General features: G+C 38.5%; 16 protein-coding genes and 2 tRNA genes. 13 read left to right on the plus strand and 5 right to left on the minus strand.

Annotation, left to right across the window (positions count from 1 at the left end; translation table 11 throughout):
- Both AYJ08_RS15905 and AYJ08_RS15910 read right to left on the minus strand, forming a co-directional pair.
- Nucleotides 1-370, minus strand: a 370-nt coding sequence (locus tag AYJ08_RS15905) for a GNAT family N-acetyltransferase (protein WP_064018540.1), incomplete at its 3' end; no start/stop codon positions are given.
- Nucleotides 371-515: 145 nt separating this feature from the next.
- Nucleotides 516-1,022: a 2'-5' RNA ligase family protein gene (locus AYJ08_RS15910; RefSeq protein WP_031412337.1), complete on the minus strand. Its 507-nt coding sequence runs from the start codon at nucleotides 1,020-1,022 to the stop codon at nucleotides 516-518.
- Between the two features lie 142 nt (nucleotides 1,023-1,164).
- On the opposite strand from AYJ08_RS15910, the gene AYJ08_RS24045 reads away from it, so the two are divergent.
- Nucleotides 1,165-1,332, plus strand: coding sequence for a hypothetical protein (locus AYJ08_RS24045; RefSeq protein WP_197490708.1), 168 nt, complete (start codon nucleotides 1,165-1,167; stop codon nucleotides 1,330-1,332).
- A 31-nt stretch (nucleotides 1,333-1,363) separates the two neighbouring features.
- On the opposite strand, the gene AYJ08_RS15915 is transcribed toward AYJ08_RS24045, so the two are convergent.
- Nucleotides 1,364-2,092 (minus strand): alpha/beta hydrolase, encoded by a 729-nt coding sequence (locus AYJ08_RS15915; RefSeq protein WP_064018541.1) that lies wholly within the window; start codon nucleotides 2,090-2,092, stop codon nucleotides 1,364-1,366.
- 253 nt (nucleotides 2,093-2,345) lie between these two features.
- Here AYJ08_RS15915 and AYJ08_RS15920 point away from each other — a divergent pair, with 253 nt between their 5' ends.
- The 8 genes from AYJ08_RS15920 to AYJ08_RS15955 all read left to right on the plus strand — a co-directional run bounded on the left by AYJ08_RS15920 (nucleotide 2,346) and on the right by AYJ08_RS15955 (nucleotide 11,138).
- Nucleotides 2,346-2,945, plus strand: coding sequence for a phosphatidylglycerophosphatase A family protein (locus AYJ08_RS15920; RefSeq protein ID WP_064018542.1), 600 nt, complete (start codon nucleotides 2,346-2,348; stop codon nucleotides 2,943-2,945).
- 359 nt (nucleotides 2,946-3,304) lie between these two features.
- Nucleotides 3,305-3,877, plus strand: a complete 573-nt coding sequence (locus tag AYJ08_RS15925; RefSeq protein ID WP_064018543.1) for an RNA polymerase sigma factor — start codon at nucleotides 3,305-3,307, stop codon at nucleotides 3,875-3,877.
- Nucleotides 3,855-4,853, plus strand: a complete 999-nt coding sequence (locus tag AYJ08_RS24050; protein ID WP_064018544.1) for a DUF4367 domain-containing protein — start codon at nucleotides 3,855-3,857, stop codon at nucleotides 4,851-4,853. Before AYJ08_RS15925 ends, AYJ08_RS24050 begins: the two co-directional genes overlap by 23 nt.
- 230 nt (nucleotides 4,854-5,083) lie before the next feature.
- Nucleotides 5,084-6,730: an esterase/lipase family protein gene (locus AYJ08_RS15935; protein WP_064018545.1), complete on the plus strand. Its 1,647-nt coding sequence runs from the start codon at nucleotides 5,084-5,086 to the stop codon at nucleotides 6,728-6,730.
- A gap of 330 nt (nucleotides 6,731-7,060) precedes the next feature.
- Nucleotides 7,061-8,170, plus strand: a complete 1,110-nt coding sequence (locus tag AYJ08_RS15940; protein ID WP_064018546.1) for a YdcF family protein — start codon at nucleotides 7,061-7,063, stop codon at nucleotides 8,168-8,170.
- 408 nt (nucleotides 8,171-8,578) lie between these two features.
- On the plus strand, nucleotides 8,579-10,579 hold the full coding sequence (locus AYJ08_RS15945; protein WP_064018547.1) for a methyl-accepting chemotaxis protein: 2,001 nt from the start codon (nucleotides 8,579-8,581) through the stop codon (nucleotides 10,577-10,579).
- A gap of 378 nt (nucleotides 10,580-10,957) precedes the next feature.
- Nucleotides 10,958-11,034, plus strand: a tRNA-Ile gene (locus AYJ08_RS15950).
- 28 nt (nucleotides 11,035-11,062) lie between these two features.
- Nucleotides 11,063-11,138, plus strand: a tRNA-Val gene (locus AYJ08_RS15955).
- Nucleotides 11,139-11,258: 120 nt separating this feature from the next.
- Here AYJ08_RS15955 and AYJ08_RS15960 read toward each other — a convergent pair.
- Nucleotides 11,259-12,386, minus strand: coding sequence for a tyrosine-type recombinase/integrase (locus AYJ08_RS15960; RefSeq protein ID WP_064018548.1), 1,128 nt, complete (start codon nucleotides 12,384-12,386; stop codon nucleotides 11,259-11,261).
- 1 nt (nucleotide 12,387) lies between these two features.
- On the minus strand, nucleotides 12,388-12,645 hold the full coding sequence (locus AYJ08_RS15965; RefSeq protein WP_064018549.1) for a helix-turn-helix domain-containing protein: 258 nt from the start codon (nucleotides 12,643-12,645) through the stop codon (nucleotides 12,388-12,390).
- Between the two features lie 916 nt (nucleotides 12,646-13,561).
- Between AYJ08_RS15965 and AYJ08_RS15970 the strand changes: the two genes are divergently transcribed.
- From AYJ08_RS15970 to AYJ08_RS15990, 4 genes are all read left to right on the plus strand, one after another.
- Nucleotides 13,562-13,897 carry a hypothetical protein gene (locus AYJ08_RS15970; RefSeq protein WP_064018550.1) on the plus strand — a complete coding sequence of 112 codons (336 nt, stop codon included), beginning with the start codon at nucleotides 13,562-13,564 and terminating at the stop codon, nucleotides 13,895-13,897.
- 451 nt (nucleotides 13,898-14,348) lie between these two features.
- Complete coding sequence (locus AYJ08_RS15975) at nucleotides 14,349-14,891, plus strand: hypothetical protein (RefSeq protein WP_064018551.1); 543 nt, start codon at nucleotides 14,349-14,351, stop codon at nucleotides 14,889-14,891.
- A 175-nt stretch (nucleotides 14,892-15,066) separates the two neighbouring features.
- Nucleotides 15,067-15,747 carry a hypothetical protein gene (locus AYJ08_RS15980; RefSeq protein WP_064018552.1) on the plus strand — a complete coding sequence of 227 codons (681 nt, stop codon included), beginning with the start codon at nucleotides 15,067-15,069 and terminating at the stop codon, nucleotides 15,745-15,747.
- A 616-nt stretch (nucleotides 15,748-16,363) separates the two neighbouring features.
- Nucleotides 16,364-16,684 (plus strand): HNH endonuclease signature motif containing protein, encoded by a 321-nt coding sequence (locus tag AYJ08_RS15990; protein WP_369799690.1) that lies wholly within the window; start codon nucleotides 16,364-16,366, stop codon nucleotides 16,682-16,684.
- Nucleotides 16,685-17,229: the final 545 nt, after the last annotated feature.

Raw genomic sequence — 17,229 nt, forward strand, 5'->3', positions numbered from 1 at the left:
ACCCCAATTTCTCATAAAATGGCTGGGCGTGTAACTGAGCCGAAAGCTTGAGTGTCGAGTCCCCTTGCTGGACAGCGATTTTTTCCAGCTGAATCATTAGTTCACGACCAAGGCCTGTCCCGCGAGTCTCTTGTTTAACAGCAACACGTTCAATTTTTCCCACTCCTTTTTCAGGAGAACGAAGGCGTCCAGTAGCTACCGGTTCGGTATCTCGGTAGGCTATAACGTGTATGGTTGGATCAGAGAGCTGATCGTGCTCATCAATTTCCAGATCTTCTGGTACCTGTTGTTCTTCTATAAAAACAACACGGCGCACATGCAATGCATCTTGCAATTCTTTGTCTGTGGTTACTTGGCGAATGGTATACATCTGACTTTCCTCCAAAATACAGTAAGAGTAATCTATTGTCTATAGATGATTAGATGATGTCAAGACATCTCAAATCTGTTTATAAAACAAACAAGGCCATAACGAGCACGGCCCTGTTTATCCAATCTCATTTGAAAATAACAAGCTAGGCTAATGGAAAGCTTCTTACAATCGACCACTTACCATCAACTTCTTCTTTTAGTAAATGTAGTTCTGTTATTTCAGAAGGAAGATCGAATTTCATCATGCCCAACTGATCGACAACATCCTTTAATTCAGACTCGCTTAAATCACGTCCTATGGTCAGATGAGGAACGAAGGCAAACTCTTCCTGATGATCGCCGAAGTATCTCATAATGCTGGCATGTAAGCTTTCAACAGCTTCTTTGTTCTGAAAGGATAGAAAAATAACGTTTGTAGTAGGATGAAACGTAGAAGCCCTGTGGAAATTAATAGAAAAAGATGAGGTTGATTTCGCGATGTCTTCCAATTGAGCGAACAAGGTAGCAATCTGCGTATCATCCGCTTCAAATGCCTCTTTTAACCGGATATATGGCTGAACCAAGGCATAGGCAGGGTCGTACCGTTTGCGGTATGAGTTAGCGACTTCTTGCACTTCTTTTGATGGGAAAAGTACGATACTATATTTCATGGAAAACCTCCTCCTCATATAAAATGCCCATTAAACGCTTTTCTCTATTTTAACAGAAAATTCTTACGGTGTATAATGTTGCAGTTGTCTTGTATATACTTACCTTTTTCAGGAAACCCTACTGGAAAAGGGGGTGATACATATGAAAAGTGCTGTTTTGATGACGTATGCTTTTTTAGGAATTGCCATGCTACTTGTACTGCTCTTTACGATGCTTTGGGCTATTCTTAAAAGCGACAAAACCGTTATAACCAATGGAGCTGCCCGCTCTCAATTACGCGACCCGACAGATCCTGCCACTAGAGAATAGAGCTATCATTTGGGCTTATCTATCTTCTTTGCTACGAGTAAAAATAACGAATAATCTGGGGCAGATGGGCTTGCCAATGCTCCCATGTATGGTCGCCTTCGCTTATTTCTAAGTGAAAGGTGGCCTTTTTTTGTTGCAATAATTCTACAAAGCGTTGGTGTGGGGTAAATAGATCAATCGTTCCGTAGCTTGTAGAGACAGCCGTTTCTTTGGTACCAATCTCCAGATAAAGAGATAATTGCTCAAAGGACTGGCTATTTGCCGCTACGTTATAAAAGGATTCATACAGGGCTCCTGACTGGGAGGCTACATTGCCAAATGTATGAGGATAACGGATAGCGGCCGCTAAGGAAACCGTACCACCTAGTGAATCACCGATCAGTGTCCGTCCACCACTTAATGGCTCTGTAGCAAAGTGTTTATCCATATACGGTGCTACTTCTTCTGCCATGAAACGTATATAGGCATCAAATTCCTCGCCATCAGGATGATAGCGTGAGCGTCTTTTTTCCTTTTCAACGGGAATAAACACAACGATGAGATTCTGAATCTCCCTTTTATCCAGCATACTGTCAAGCAAACCTGGCAGGCGTCCCAAGCTCAAGTAATCCCCTCCATCCTGAGCGTATAAGACTGGATAAGAATACAGCTGTGAATAAAAGGGGGGCGTATAAATAAGTAGCGTTTCCCTGGTGCCCAGATATTGACTAGCGAGAGTCACTTCTGACAAGCTGCCTTTTGGAGTCTGAGAAGTAGACATGGGATAACCTCCTTTGCTAGATAATTGTATTTTACTGTATAGGGGAGGGGAACGGCAAAAGGGAAATGGGCTCAAACTTTTAGAAAAGCATGCTGTATGAAGCAAAAAAGCAGCGATTTGCTTGAACCGGGTAACCAATGAGGGCAATACGGCCTGATCGAACAGTGCAGAGAGTCGCAACCCACACAGAATGTGATACTATATAAGATGTATTCATTATTTTGCCACTCATGTGTGTAAGGAGGTTGGCTTTATGAAAATCAAAAGGGTACACAGTAAACAAGTTAGAGATGCAGCTTTAGCCAGCTTGACAGAACGAGGAGTATCCATTGAGGATATTGCAGAAATCGTACACGCGATGCAATCGCCCTATTATCCTACTTTGGCCATGGAGGCTTGCATAGAAAGCGTTCAGGCTGTTTTAGAAAAACGTGAAATCCAACACGCCATTTTAGTGGGCATCGAACTGGATAAATTGGCTGAAAAAGGTTTGCTTTCTGAACCTTTGCAATCCATAATCGCAGGTGACGAGGGTCTCTTTGGTTGTGATGAAACATTGGCACTTGGTTCCGTTTTTGGCTATGGCAGTATTGCTGTAACAACGTTTGGGCATCTAGATAAACAAAAAATTGGCATTATTAAACAACTGGATAATAAAACAGAAGGGAAAGTGAATACCTTTCTGGATGACATGGTGTGTAGCATAGCCGCCAACGCATCAAGTCGAATGGCGCACCGCCTGCGCGATGAAGAAGAGACAGAGGCAGCGAGAGGGAAAGACGAAGAATCCGATCAATTGCGAATCAACATTGGAATGACAGGACAACAAGCAGCTTCCGATCAGGCTGGATAAGCCATTAAATATTTTTTTTGAAGAGAATAGAGATTATGAAATTTCTTCTATGAAGGATAAAAACAGAAGCACCTGAGCCAGTTTTGGCAGGGTGCTTTTTGTTGTGAGGAGAGTCAGTGCTTCTTTGCGTATTTGTCAAAAGTAGTGATCGAAGCTGACTTTTGAAAATGTAAATCGAGGATAGATGCCCAGTTTTCCTCCTGTTTATCTAGGGCTAGCTGCTAGTTATAAGTGAAGGCCTCTAGCTTGAAAGCAGCTACCAATCTGTCCTTCCACCTTGTTCATGAACGTATACCAATTAAAAAGGTGTCACAATCCGAACGGCTTATTTGTTACATCTATTGAAGGGAGGATGAACGTTGGAAAAGGAGGACGTGGAACGATTATTAGAAGAAGTAAAAAATGGTTCGATTGAGAAGTATGGCGTTCTTATCAACCACTTTCAACAGCAAATCTTTCGCTATTGTTATCATATGCTTGATCATACGCAGGAGGCTGAGGATGCTGTACAAGATGTTTTCCTTAAGGCTTATGAACATCTGGACCAATATATCTATTCACAATCGTTTTCTGCCTGGCTCTATAGGATTGCTTACAATCACTGCGTTAACGTATTGAAGCGTCAGAAGATGAGGCGCTTGCTTCCGTTTCTCTATCATTCGGAGAACGACGGTCGAAATTTTGTAGAGGAGAAAATTGACCATTATTATTTGAATGAACCGTTACAAAAGGTATGGAACAAGCTATCGTCGGAAGAACGTAACATCATGATTTTACGAGTGCTAGAAGAAAAAAGCTATGAAGAGATTTCTGAATTGACTAACAAAAAAACTACTGCACTACGTAAGCAATACGAGCGAATTTTGAAAAAGTGCAAGCGTTATTTAAACAGGACAGGAGGGATTATCAATGAAGGACAGAGATCCGTCTAGCAAGATGAAGGAGCTGTTACATTCAAAGAAAGTCCCGCATGTCAACGTAACAGAAAAAGTATTGGATGCCATTTACGCGAAACAAAAACAAACGGAGGTAGTTAAAGTGAAAAAGAAAATCGGATTCTTTCTAGCAGTTGGTTTATTGGTGGGGGCTTCGTCCGTGTTTGCGGCTGTAGAGGTTCTACAGTTGAAAAATGACAAAGGAGAGGTGGCCTATGAAGTTTCCAAAGTGCCGAATCAACAGCAAATGGTAGAGAAATTAACTCCAAAGGGGCTTGATTGGCTAGATAAAAAGAAGAAGGAGTTAGAACGCATTAGTGATATTGTAAATAAGGTCCTACAAGGTGTTGAGGAAGGTAAGGCAGTAGCTATTTATACGGTTCCTAAGTTTATTGATGAGTCATCAAAAATGACATATACCGAAGGCAAACACCCTAATATAGATGTAGTAGCAAAACCATACGAACTGACCAACCACAAGAATCTGCAGGAAAAGCTGGGCAAACAGCTTATTATGCCTGCGGAGCTTGCAGGTGGGTTCGGCTTCCAGGAAGCATTTGTGCATTTTAAACCAGAGCAGAACTACGATGCTAAGGCGATGAAGGAAGAAGCAAAGAAAAATCAAAAAGAATATGTCGTGCATGAAGTTAAAATGAGTGAGGTTCTGGATCAGACCTTTGTACGTTATAAGTCAGCCAAAGGTGAGATTGTGGTGAACGTGATGAATAAGGAAAATCGAGTAAAAAACGGACGAATCACTGTAGGTGGAGAACACGACAATGCTGAAAAAGTAAAGGTTGGGGATAATGAAGCAGCCTATACAACCAAGAAAAGACCGGATGGCGATATGCATAAACGAATTAGTTGGATCAAAAACGGGACGAGTTTAGGCTATTCGGTGTGGACATTCTCCCAAAATATTACAAAAGAGGACTTGATAAAAGCTGCAGAGACCCTTCAAACGGCAAAATAAACGAAAACATCCTGCTTAACCAGTAAAGGTGAAGCAGGATGTTTTATTTTCGTAAAGCTTGTAAACATAATGTTTTTTCTATGAAAGAAAAAAGAAGTTGTACGAGAAAACATGAATAAAAAATAAAGAGCATGAATTTATGATTAAATATTCAAAAAATAATTGACAATTGAATGCAAAAGGGAGAATATGTAAATTAAGGCGATATTATGAATGAGGAGTGAAAATTAATGCGCATATCTAAGCTGTATCATGCTGTAATTTGTATTACTCTAACTTCTAGTTTATTACTGCCTAGCCCTATGTTTTCTACCAAAGCCTTAGCCGCCGCCCCTGCGCCTACTCTGCATGACGAGAATCCCCATGGTGCTTTTGGTGATTGGTATACGGGAGCTATTCCGCCTAACGCTTCGCCGGACAAGCCTGTCATTTTATTCGTTCAAGGACTTCACGCTACCTACAAAAAGTTTTATCGAGACGGCGGATTATATGAAGCAGCTTACAACTCGGGGTACCGCACTGCTTTTGTGCAATTAAGAGACGCTGATGGTGATGGCGGCAACATGTATACGAATGGAGAAAAGCTGGCTGAAGTGATTAAAAAAGTAGCCGATTATTACAACGTAAACCAAATCGCAATTGTAGCTCATTCTAAAGGCGGTGTTGATACACAAGCAGCTCTTATTCATTATGGTGCGGCCCCTTATGTTCATACCGTTCATCAGCTTGCTACTCCGAATAAAGGCTCTGAACTGGCAGACTTAGCCTATTCCTCGTGGTTCTCCTGGCTCGCCGAAATTCTAGGCAAAAAAGATGATGCCGTATACTCCTTACAAACCTCCTACATGGCTAATTTCCGCAAACAAACAGATAATCATAGGGATATCAGCAAAACCAGAACCTATATGGCAGCAGGTACAGGGGATGATGGCGTATTTACAAAGTATTGGTTTGCCCATGCTGTTTTACCAGGTGAAGACGATGGAGCCGTTACCGTTGATTCTGCTTTTGGCTTACCCTATGGAATTAAAACCTTTAAGAAAAATATCTCTCATACTGCTATTACCGATGCTAAACACGTATGGTCAGAGGTAGAATCCAATATACGTAAAAGCCCAAAAGAATTACAAGCCAATTTCGCGCCGGAATTAGACAGAGAATATCAAATCGACGAGGAAGAAAACACGCCATCCTCAATCGTGAGCAATACAATTGTAAGAGGCGGTAAAATTAAAGGAAAAACGCAGGAGACCTTCTTGCTGGAAAGCGGAGTTAGTCAGATGATGGTAGATGTTATGACAGCGAATGAAAAGACAAAAGTTAAGCTGATTAGCCCATCAGGCAAGGAGTATACGCCAAAGAGACTAGGAGACAGTGACTTTGACTCTGATACTGACGTGGATGGGGACGAGTCTCAGGAACTGTTTGCAAGTGCGATCCATAATGGATTTAAAATTGATGATCCAGAAAAAGGGAAATGGAAGCTTGTTGCGTCTGGGAAACACGATGCCTACTTTATGTTTGCTCAGGTAGAAAGTGACCAACCAATGGAAGTAGTAAGTGAGAAAAAAATCTATGAACCAGGTGAGCGAGGAGAAATCCGAGTCGAATTACCTGAAGCTACTATTAAGAAACAGGCAATTGCTAATGTTAGCATGGTTGAAACAAAGAATCGACAGCTTTTGGCCGCAGATGATTATCTGAAAATTAAGGAAAATAACGATGAGATTCAAGGAACTTTTAAAGCTCCGCGGGAACCAGGGGTTTACAACATTTGCTTAGAAATCACTGGGGTAAATGAATTTGGGGAAGAGTTTTCACGATCGGTCTGGTATAATTTTGCGGTCATAGATGAGGATGCAGAGGAAGAGCTATAGGTATATTTTGTAATACATTTTTCATATTACGTTACAAAAATAGAGGAATGGCACAATTATGATATTATTATTAAAAAACGAAATTCTATATTGTATGCGTTTACATTGTGTGGTATTATTCATTATACAAAAATGAAAATCAGTTATACGGCGTGTTACTAGTACGACTAGGCATGAGCTAAAGGGGGCGTAGAGAATTATTTCTGCTACCTTTTTAGTTCATGCTTTTTTGCTTATGAAAGCCATTTTTCTTATGCATGAGGAGGATCGTGCAAGCCGTGCTTCTGATTGACCTAACAACATAGAGCTGCTCATAAGGAGGAATTTTTTATGGTGTTACGCAACAAAAAATTACTAGCTAGTGTAATTCTAGCAGCATCCCTGGTAACAACGTCTAGTGTATTCGCGAACCCAAGTACGACTACTGTAAAAAATGATGAGCCTACAAGCTACCGTATTAACCAGCTAAAAGAAACAGCGATGTACTATTACTGGCACGGCGGTGATTTAAAGAAAGCAGAAGCGGAGATTTTTAAGGGGATTACCTTAAAAGGGAAATACGATGTTGTTGAAAACGCTTACTTAGAAGCAACTATGCTTGACCCTTTTGATAATGACCTGAAATTCGGACTAGCTTCTACTCAAATCATTCAAAAGAAGCTTCCTGAAGCATTAGAGACCTATAAGCAAATTCTGAATCTTGACCCTACTAATTTTAACGCTAATTTATTATACGGTGTTTATTCCAAGGTGAACGGCGATACAAAAACGTATGATGCTCAAATGGCCAAATTAAAGAAATTAGATGAGAAAAAAGCAAACGAGTACGCAGCAAAGCTTGCCTCAGCTGAAGCCTATATGCAGACTGTTTTTAACAAGGACGTACCAAAAGGCTTGCCGCAAAAAGATCATGCCATCGTCATTCTAGGCTATGCGCTAGCAGAGGATGGAACCATGCGAGAGCCATTAATTGAACGTCTAAAAGCAGGGCTTGCTCTAGCAAAGCAGTATCCAAATTCTAAAATCATCGTGAGCGGTGGGGTACCGAAAAAAGGGGTAACGGAAGCGGATGCTATGAGCAAATGGCTCATGGAGCAAGGGATTGATAAGAGCCGCATTCTATTAGATAACAAAGCAACCGATACCGTTGAAAATGCGCTTTTTTCCATTGCAATCATGGAACGTGAAGGCTTAAAGGATATGACACTGGTATCCAGTGCGAGTCATATGCGTCGTGGATTAAGTGTGTTTAAAGAAGCGAGTGAGCATTATGCAAAGCAATTGGGTAAAAAGAACGATCGCAACATCACTAATATGGTATATCTAGATTATAAATCCTTGGAAGAAGCCCATAAAGTAACAAAGGATGAACAGTTAGTTATTTACCGTGATTTATTGAGAACAAGCGGAATTTGGGCGTACCCTGGTATGCAGCGCTAGGCGTTATTTTTTACTTATTGTAAGCTATTCAGTATGATCTGAGGCTTTTGTTATTAGAATAATGCTGATGTTACAAAACAGAATTGGACATAAGGATAGATGTAACTAGCAGAGAGCGCACGCTGTTATTTTATTTCTTCAAGTAAAAAAGTCAAAAGGCTGTGGAGCCGTCTTGTCTGTAGGTTTATCTGTGGATGAGACGGTTCTTTTTACGTGTGTTTTTTAGTGGTATTTCATATAATTAACTTTAATTACATGCAGAGGTATATATTAACAATAATGTTTTTTAAAAGAATTTTCCTAAATAGTTACATAAAAGTTGGAAAAAAACCGATGTAAGTAATAGATATAAAGTCCTAGTCAGCTATACTGTCAGGCTGATTTACTATCAAGGGAGGGCATAGGCTAATGAAATGGCTAGACATACGAAAAAGTATATTTAATCGAAAGACCTTACGGAGTAGGCTGATGTTTCTGATTATTGTTGTCCTAATATTACAGGGAGTTCTCATCGGCTATTCCTCCTACTACATCTCGAAATGGCAATTGGAACAAAAATTAGAGGAAACAGCTAAGTCGAATGTAAGCTTATTGAACCAAGCAATTGACCAGATTATTCAATTAGAGATTGCTAATCTCGATACTCTGGTCCTACAAATTACCTCTAGTCAAATCGACGCACAGAGTCCTGAGCTTCGAAAAATAATGGAGGACTTTGCAAAACAACATCCCGAGATCGAAATCGTAACAGTTGGGAATCAAAATGGTGCATGGATGAAAGCTCCTAACCCAGGTAAACAAGACTACGATCCACGAACGCGAGATTGGTATAAACAGGTCATGAAGGATCCGAGCGCCATCGCTATCCATAATCCGGTCATTTCGATGACAACAAAAAATTATGTATTGAATATCGGTAAAGCGCTTCCAGATGGACAGGGTGCTGTAAGTATTAGTTTAAGCATTAATAAACTTCACGAGCTAGTGGGAAGTGTAAAATTTGGTTCTGAAGGATATGCCTACCTGCTAGATCGTACGAACAAATTCATGTCCCATCCTACACAACCCATGGGACATCAGATAGATGGTGAGCAATACACTTACATACAGCAAAAAGATAAGGGCTCGATCAGCTATGATTCCCCTGAGAACGGTAAAAAATTAAAAGCGGTATTTGAGACCAACCCTTTAACAGGCTGGAAGATCGCAGGGGTCCTTTCAAATGAAGAATATGCAAAGGCTTCTGCCCCGATTCTGAACCAAACGGCATTCATTTTAGTTGTCTTTCTTGTAGCCGCTTCGATCTTAATATTTATCTGGACAAGTAAAATTACAAAACCATTAGAACTACTGGCTGTCTCTGCTAAACGAGTAAGCGATGGTTATTTAGACGAAAAGGTGAATATTAATCAGAACGATGAGATTGGTCAATTAGCCACCAACTTCAATGAAATGGTAGGTTCTCTGAGAGGGATTGTCACAGAGATGATGGAAACATCTAATCAATTGGCGGCGTCAAGTCAACAAATGACAGCTAGTACGCTCCAAAATTCTAAAGCGGTTGAATATGTGACTGAGCTAATAGAGGAGTCGGCAAACGGATCAAAAGCACAAGCAGTAGCTACATCTGAAAGCGCTCGGACCATGGAAGAAATGTCATCGGGTATTTTTAAAATCGCCGAATCAGCAAATGCCATTGTAGATTCATCGGCTAAAACCTCAGAGGATGTACAGAATGGTAATCAAAAAGTAATAGTAGTGACAGAACAAATGGAGGCGATTCGTCAATCTGTAGAAGAATCCGCAAGTATTATGGAACAATTGCAAAAGCATAGCGGACAAATCGCTGAGATGAGTACAGCTATCGTTGATATTGCGGAGCAGACGAACTTGCTATCATTAAATGCAGCGATTGAAGCAGCACGGGCAGGAGAGCAGGGAAGAGGCTTTGCTGTTGTTGCGAATGAAGTCAGAAAGCTTGCAGATCAATCCAAACAAACGGCAGATCGCATCCAAGAGATTATCATACAGGTAACGAGCTTGACCCAGAATGCATCAGAAGTTATGAAAAAGAAAGTTCATGCAGATGTCCAAAAGGGTATCGTGGTGACAACAGAAGCTAGAGAAGCTTTTACTAACATTCAAGCATCGACACAGCATATCGTTGAGCAAATTCATGACGTATCAGCCATTACCGAACAAATGTCGGCAAGTGCACAAGAAGTCTCTGCCTCAATGCGCGAGATTGCCCAGATTGCCCAAGGCATGGCGGCCTCTTCACAGAGCGTTACCGGAGCATCTGAGGAACAGCTCGCATCAATGGAAGAGATTACTTCATCTGCAACTGCACTGACTAAGATGGCAGAAGGAATGCGACGTGCTGTTGAAAAATTTAAGATAAACGAATAAGAGAAGAGTAGAAAGGTAGAAAAGATAGAGGAGCAATATGGAGTGCCTACCTAGCAGGAAGTCCTATTAGGTAGGCACTATTCATGTAGAAATAACTTTTATTACTAAAAATAGACCTAGAGTATAATGTGAGAATGAACAGAACCAACAGAACCAAAGCTCTGGTAGAATTGGCAGATCCTTATAGGGAAAAGCTTAGCTTAGTAAAGAAAATTGATGTGCGTAAATATTCCGATAGAAAATAAGCTATTGGGGAAAATTCACAAAAAAAAGCAGAAAAAGTTTTATTTAACTATTGAATCTTAAATGAAAATGAGTTATACTTATTTTTGTCAACAAGCAATGCTTATGTATGTTATACATAACGTTTTAAGATAAGGGCCCTTAGCTCAGTTGGTCAGAGCGGTCGGCTCATAACCGATTGGTCGTAGGTTCGAGTCCTACAGGGCCCACCAAATACATATTTCATTCCCAGAAAAATTTGATCCGGTAGCTCAGCTGGGAGAGCACCATCTTGACAGGGTGGGGGTCGCTGGTTCGAACCCAGTCCGGATCACCATATATAAGACGTGTAAACCCCTTGGGAATCAAGGGGTTTTTGTTATTTACAGACAGACTTGTCCATATGTTTTTTGGTGCGAAAAGAAAATTTGGCGCGAATTTGGCGCGAATGAAATTTCTATTTAGCTTCTTTGTTTTCAAAGAATACTTTACCAAATGTTTCAGCAGTTTCCTTTTGAATGTTAGGTAAAACGTGAGCATAGCGGTCTATCATCTTCATATCAGACCACCCCATACGTTCAACAACAACCTTTGGATTAACGTTTGCTTTTAATAGCATGGTGGCATGTGAATGTCGAAGATCATGAAATCTTATTTTTTTTACCTGCGCTTTTTCAATCAAACGGTAAAATGACCTCATTAAATTTCTTGGAGTTACTGGAGTTCCTACAATAGTGCAAATAACTAGTCCGTTATCTTCATACATACCTGGATCAGCTTTTAATTTTTCAGCTTTGTATCTTTTTTCAACTTTCCTCATCTCTTTTACTGTTTCTGCATCAATAGCTATAGTTCTATTTCCAGAATTGGTTTTAGCCCCAATTTGTAACTCTTTTCCGTCATGACTTAAAGTTTGGGTTATTGATATAATTCCATTCTCCAAATTTACGTCCTTCCAACGCAAACCAAGAATTTCACCTTGGCGCATACCTGTAGTTAAGGCTAAAAGAAAAGCGATGTAATAACGATCCTTTTCGGATGATTTTAGAAAAGTGTGGGCTTCTTCCACTTCCCAGACTTCCATTTCCTTTTTCCTTGCCTTGGGCCTGTCCACAACGGAAGCTACATTCTTAGGAATCATTTCCCAACTAACAGCTTTATTTAATGAATCATTGATAATTGTATGTACCTTTTGAATATTTTCGTCTGAAAGTCTACCTGATTCAAACAATGAATTGTATAGGTTTTGGATATGTCTTGGTGTTAGTTTAGACAATTCTATTTCTCCAAGTGATGGAATAATGTGGTTATTTACAAGTCCGCTATAAGTTTCTAATGTTCGCTTTTTTACTTTAGTTTGCTTATCTTTTAACCAGTCTTCCATAAATGAGCTATAAAGCATCTTAGATGGTTCAATATATGTTCCCTTATTTAATTGATTCTGGACTTCAAACATTGCTGCTTCAGCTTCTTTTTTTGTTTTAAAACCACGCTTTTTCTTCTTTTTGTATTTCCCACCCTCTGAATAATTTATTTCAAAATACCAAGGATTCTTTTTTGCGTTAAGGTCTTTATATACTGGCATTTTACTTATCCTCCTCACTGATATTTGGATCGTAAGCAATGATATCCTCGATTGTAATCTCACGTTCCCCACGTTCTTTTGCTACTCTGTTTAATTCATCCAAAATACTGATTAACGTTGCAAATTCTATTCTTTTTGTTTTGCCGCTAGCTAAATCAGAGATAGTATTGGGTCTTATTTTAGCCTCTACAGCAAGCCTATTTCTAGTGATATTCAAGCGTTCCAGTGTTTTTTCTAAAGTGAATTTAATTCCACCCATTTCCTCACCTCAGTTAGATTAAATGGTTCTTACTTTAATTATACACGATTAACCTCAGGCGTTACACTTCTGACCTAAATAAATCTTGGAGTTTAACTCTAGAAGTTATATATTATCTACTGTAGATTAACTCCAATAGTTAAATATCTTTAGGCGGAATGACCTAACACGTTTTAAACTCGAACAGGTTAAGCTGTAGCCAATGTCACAAAATACAGCGCGTCAGTACCATATGTACTTCCTTGTTTATACATTCTGACGGTCAAAGGTGAGCGCAACCATAAAAGGCGCGGTGGTAAACAGTACAGCTAAGGTTGTAGTGGCTGCCGATAGAAACCAGCATGTAGGGGCTGTTTAATACGTGTAGAAAGTCGGCTGTAATCGAAAGATTAGTGTTTAAACAAGGCGTAGCGAAACCTCGACTACCGTAAACCGGTGACACCCACTCTCGCACTTGTAAATTTTTTATTTACGGGTGCAGGTAGGTGTTTTCTGTCTGCTGTTCCTGACAAAGCCGTTCCCAGTGACTCAAATTGGAGCATGGCAGTCAATAGCTATTTTTAAACAAGTGATTGCAGAAACACTATCTATATAAGGAAAGAAATTAGGAAGGAGGGTTGAGGAACCAAAGTAACAAAGGGTATAGAGGTTAATAGAGAAAAAATCAAATAAAATATAACAGGAAATAATATGAAAAAAATAAGTTTTAATCGTGTGGTATTAGGTTGTAGATGGTGTAAATTTATATCATGAGATTTAAAGGTTAGTCACCTGCGGGTGGCTGTTTTAATTTCTTGATACAGAAAAAGGAATAGAAAATTGAAATAATTACCAAAAGGCAGTTTACTTATAACTGGAAGGATGGTAACATGAATTCATGGTAAATATTACCAAATAAATTTTGAGGTGATTTGTTGTGAAGAAACTGTTAGCATCTTTATCTACTTTCGCGGTTCTTACTGGTGCTTTAGCTGTTCCTACTTTTGCAGCTACTGAGATTAATACTGCAAAAGAAACAAATTCTCAAGTATTAAAGATTCAACCAAATCTAGGTGTACCTAGTGAGGGGAGGGTATCATTGTATTCTTCACCATTCACTTCTTATACGGTTACAGGTAAGGGATTAAGTGTTGAGAAAATTGGTGGAACATGGTATTTAAAAGCCTCAAAGGATGCTACGGGAGGAATCCTACATGAATATTACAATGGAAAATTTGAAAAATCATTTCTTATCGAGATATGGGGAAGATAACTTAAATTTTCTGTCGACTACCTAAGATGATGACTCTATCAGAATAAAAAACATAAAGATATCCCGTCCCACTTCAAATAATTGTGGAACGGGATGTTTATTTTAAATGATTAAATTACTTTTACTCTTTACATTAAAAAAGCACCTTAGTTGGTGTTTTTTATACTTATCATACAGGATGGTAGAGGCTACATGGCGGAATATTGGCGGTAGAATGGCGCTCCATTTGGAGAATAAGGTGATATGATGATAACAGGTAAATTAATCAAGGACAGGCTACTCGAACAATCGGGTAGCTTTTTTATTTATTCATGAGATTTAAAGGTTAGTCACCTGCGGGTGGCTGCTTTGAGATAAGAAAGTAGAAGTACTTTATCCCCTAATTTTTCATGAGGAATAAATAGGAAAATAGTCCCTGTTTGTCGAATTATGCAGTAAGGGGGTATGTATTTTGAATTTAGGAGTAAAATTCAGCAAGAATAAAGCAAGTACTTACATATTGGAGGATGTGAGAGGTAGCTTCTTTCCTGGTATCAAACGGTGGTTAACTTTAGATCAATTAGATTATATCAAGAATCAATTAATACAAAAACATACTAAAAGTGAATTAAGGACTTTAAAAGCTTGTATTAATAGTCAAGTAGAAAAAAGAAAACAATTTCCTATTGGAGTAGTGATGACAGTCTGTTTTACTACATTTTTTTCTTTTTTAGTAGCTATTTTAATTGTTAGTCTTAATACAACTACAAGCTTCATTTCCCTGATAGCTTCTAAAACTCTACAATCCAAAGAAGAATTTAATGAATTTATTAATAACGAAGTAGGCAAAGTTTTATTAAAAGCTCTCGAAAACAATATGTTATCTTATTTTAAAATGTTTGGTTCTGCTTTGTTACTAGCTTTAGCAATCTTAATCTGGTATTATTGGCGCCTTGGTATATTGCTAAAAATTAACTATGTTATTGAGCAATCAATAGAAGAAAAGACTGAGTGATAGGGAAATAAGTGCATTAGTCACCTGCGGGTGGCTATTTTTTATATTGCTTTCAAATTAATATTCGACAATATATTGGTTTGATTGAAAAAGGTGTCGAATTTTTTACATATATTTACCTTTTTTAAATGTTATGATTATATTGTAAAAAATAGTCTGAAAGGATATGAAAAACATGAAAAAAGTTTTACTTTCACTTTCGATGTTAGCTCTTTTCACATCTATAGCAGTACCAGCAGAAGCTTATGATAAAACTAATACTGCCGCTGAATCATCTACCGCTAAAAAAAGTATTGAACAGAATCAAAATAAATATGTCGAAATGTTAGCAGACTATGTTATTAGAAAAGAGGATGGAACAATCTCTTTAGATCAATCGTACCATTCTGAATTATCAATACCTGAAGAATTTGTTGATGATATTCAGAATCATATGAATAACTTAAACATACAAGTAAAAGAGGGTAATATTGTAGTAAATAAAGACCTAAGTATCACGACCATAAAAGAGAACAAAAAAAGAAGTAATAAAGTAATGGCAATGGCAAAAGAACGTTCTCTAAAAGGCAACGTAGACATTAAAGTATATTGGTGGGGTTATGGAATGTGGCTAGATGATAGGGCTACTAGAGATATGATACGCCAACATAAAGCAGGAGTCGCATTTGCTACGTTATTAGCTATGATAAATGTCAATTTGAACTATCCTGATTCAAAATCAGTGACTTTTGTTTCATCTTTAATAGCCTGGTTTCTCCAAACTACTGTTAATAAAATAGAAGAAGCAAATGAAGGTAATGGGGTTTTGATTACTTCTACAAATCTTACTTTTGGTTTTGTAGTTGAACCGCTATAATAATACTTTATAGATGTTAAGTTTGCAGAGACAGAGGTGAGTCAGCATAGATAAGAAAATGCCACCTAGCAAAACAGATCGGTTTAAAAAAGTTTGGTTTTATATCCAATTAGTTATTGCAGTTTTTGTTACAATTTATTTGTTTGTCCATTTAGATGACGAAGATACTGGAAAGACATACATAGCTATGTTAATCTTACTAGGCCTTAATGCATTAGCTCTTTTACTTAAAAGGCAATTTTTTCTATTTGCCATTTATCTGTGTTTAATATTATACAGTAATAAAAAATGGCTTAGTGCGATATTATTTGGCTGAGATTAAGCACCCAATGTGGTGCTTTTTTCTTTTGTACTTAATGTTTACATCATGTCGCAATAACTCTATTTGAACTGTAGTTTCTGTAACATTAATAGGGGTTTCTGTTTACAATAACTAATTTAGCGGAAATGGGTATTTTAACCAGTTGAGTTTCTGTAAGCAATAACCCTCATTTCTGCAACAGTAACTCTAGTTTCTGCTGCATGATGTATGCAATAAGTACACAAAAGAAAAGAAATAAATATATATAGGTCATTTTGATAGATATTTTTTCTATTAAACAAGGAAGGTGAAACAATGCCTAGCAAACCATTAAAGACCTGTCTGCATTCCAGATGTCCAACCCTAACAAGAGAAGCTTATTGCCCTTTGCATCAAAAGAAACAAGTACAGCAGTATGACCGAGAACGTGGATCATCTACGCAGCGTGGCTACGATGCCAAGTGGAGAAAAGCAAGAATAGGATTTTTAAGAAAGCATCCACTCTGCAAACATTGTTTTGATAAAGGCTTACTCACTGGTGCTACAGTAGTTGATCATATCGTTCCACACAAGGGAGATAAGACGCTGTTTTGGCATCGGAACAATTGGCAGCCATTATGTGAGGCAGTGTCATAACCGGAAGACTGCTAGAGAAGATAGAGGCTCTTGGAGATGATACTTTAAAAAAGTTTAACCACCGACAAAGGATAGCCGATGGTTAAAAAGTGGTAAAAGATTGAGGGATTACAAGCTCAATGGTTCTGGTACTGCGGCTACAGCATTTCCATAATTTATTAGATGCAAAAAAATAAAAAATGACTGGACTGATTAATTGATTCATATTGATCATTTTCATTTTAATTTCAAACATGAAAACATTTTACGTTCACAGAGCCGCAGAAAGTGGGTAGGATGAGCTTTTATAACAAGAAGGATAGAAGCCGCCGCTTGGAGATCATGATCTATATGGCACGTTAATTCTAAGCATGTCTGTTAGCAATATCCACATCTAAAACAGCAGTTTACTAAAGGTATTCCCAGTCTTCGGCATTCTCGCATACAAGGGTCATCAAGAAAAGAACGATAGGGATAAGGATACGGATAAGGATATGGCTGTGGCGGTAGCTGTGGCTGTGGACTGTAAGGTACTGGTTGAGTCATGCTGTATGGTGTTGAAGGTG

Origin of the sequence: Brevibacillus sp. SKDU10 (genome assembly GCF_001645205.1) — a bacterium.
GTDB lineage: Bacteria > Bacillota > Bacilli > Brevibacillales > Brevibacillaceae > Brevibacillus_B > Brevibacillus_B halotolerans.